Source organism: Sporomusa sp. (genome assembly GCF_057736855.1).
On sequence record NZ_JBYKYF010000406.1, the window covers coordinates 1 to 1,596 of the forward strand.

Annotated in this window: 3 protein-coding genes; all 3 read right to left on the reverse strand. The window is 37.0% G+C overall.

Going from position 1 to position 1,596, the window contains the following annotated elements:
• The coding region (locus AC29Z1_RS16880) for a hypothetical protein (RefSeq protein ID WP_488272615.1) at positions 1-444 on the reverse strand (444 nt) is incomplete at its 3' end.
• A 223-nt stretch (positions 445-667) separates the two neighbouring features.
• Positions 668-1,309 carry a hypothetical protein gene (locus tag AC29Z1_RS16885; protein WP_488272616.1) on the reverse strand — a complete coding sequence of 214 codons (642 nt, stop codon included), beginning with the start codon at positions 1,307-1,309 and terminating at the stop codon, positions 668-670.
• Positions 1,310-1,432: 123 nt separating this feature from the next.
• Positions 1,433-1,579 carry a sigma 54 modulation/S30EA ribosomal C-terminal domain-containing protein gene (locus AC29Z1_RS16890; RefSeq protein ID WP_488272618.1) on the reverse strand — a complete coding sequence of 49 codons (147 nt, stop codon included), beginning with the start codon at positions 1,577-1,579 and terminating at the stop codon, positions 1,433-1,435.
• Positions 1,580-1,596: the final 17 nt, after the last annotated feature.

Below are 1,596 nucleotides of genomic sequence, written 5' to 3' on the forward strand. Positions count from 1 at the left end.
TATCACTGCAGGTATAAGATATTTAGGATATATGTAAGTGCCTGCAACTCCTCCTGTATATTCAAATACTAAACCTGCAATTCCCACGCTTAAAGCCAGTTCACTTATGTTAAATAACGTCTTATAGTAGGGCAAGTTGAATATATGCCTCAAAGTACCATCTTCACTTTTAACAATTTGAAATGCTGTACCCATAGAAGCAATTAAAGCACCACCATAAGGTCCAAAAATGAGTAGAGCCATTAAATCTACAGCAAATGCCACAGAAACAGTAATTTCTTTAGCAATGTATACTGGCATTGATTCAGCTAATGCAGCAAAAAAACCAAATAAAATTATATCTGGAATTGTATTTTTTGAAGTTCTTAGCATAGAATATATAAGGAAAGAAATTCCTAAAGCAATTATTATAGAAATATACACTTTTACTCTTTTGTTTAACATATTAAACCTCCTCTTTTCTTCAAAAAGCACACCACAAACCGCTTAGTGCCATGTTAAATTTGCGCCTCCTGCTAATGCAAGTGCCATTAAAGCCAAGAGTATCTTTATGAGTGTGGCTTTATTCATACCTGAAACCCCCTTTGCTGTTTTTATTTCTTCTGCCCTTAGGCTTCAGGTATCGCTACGCTAAGTATGTAATAAGCGGTTTGGGTGTGTTTAAAAGCTAACGGGATATAATTGACATAACTCTTCTATTTATGGCATCAAGAGTCGCTTTTACGACAGATTCCCCCTCATCTTTTCTTATTAAAGAAGAACCTGTCAAAAGTTCTTCCTGGCTATTTGTCACATGGGTGACTCCCACCACTACTATCCTGCTTTTCGCTATATTAAATATATCGACATCTTCCAGTAAAAATAAATGGTTTTTGGGAATGAGCTTTGACACAGCATCCAATGTAGCGTTTGCAATGATTTTATACTTGTTCATTGTTGTGTTAGGTCCTTCAGCGAATCCTTCAAAGACTTCGTCTCCGCGGGTGAGTATCACCCTTGCTTCGCTTGTAAGCCCACTATTTACAAAAGAATAGCTTGAGAATACAATCCTGTGTTCAGAAGGAGGTTTTGCCCCAACATCAATTTGGGCAACACTTATCACTTTATAATCTATGTCAATCCCAAACTGGGCCATTATCTCAGATTGCACATCTCTTGCAATCTGCTTGGCATTCCTCGTGCTGTCAGCTAATACGTGGATTTCCGTTATTTCCCCATTTTCTACTACTATCCTGCTAGACAGCACTCCCGGAACTTTATTTATGTACATCTCCATCGAAGCTACCGTATCTTTTGTTATTTCACCCATTATCTTCACACCCTATTAAAATTTGTCCACACATTTTAAATATATTCTATATGCTTTTCAAAATTCCTTCTTTTCTGACAAAAAAATTGGGGATAGAGCCTATCCCCAACCTTCTATAAAATTTTACTCCTCTTCCACCGGCTCTATTAAGCCGTATTTTCCGTCTTTTCTTTTGTAAACCACATTTATCATGTCAGTTTCGGAATTTGTAAATACGAAGAATGTGTTGCCCAAAAGGTTCATCTGCAAAATCGCTTCTTCTGGCGACATAGGCTTTATTGGAAATC

Excerpts from the sequence above, each read along its gene's own strand:
- AC29Z1_RS16885 (WP_488272616.1), bottom strand. The coding sequence starts at position 1,309 with ATGGGTGAAATAACAAAAGATACGGTAGCTTCGATGGAGATGTACATA.
- AC29Z1_RS16890 (WP_488272618.1), bottom strand. The coding sequence starts at position 1,579 with ATGTCGCCAGAAGAAGCGATTTTGCAGATGAACCTTTTGGGCAACACA.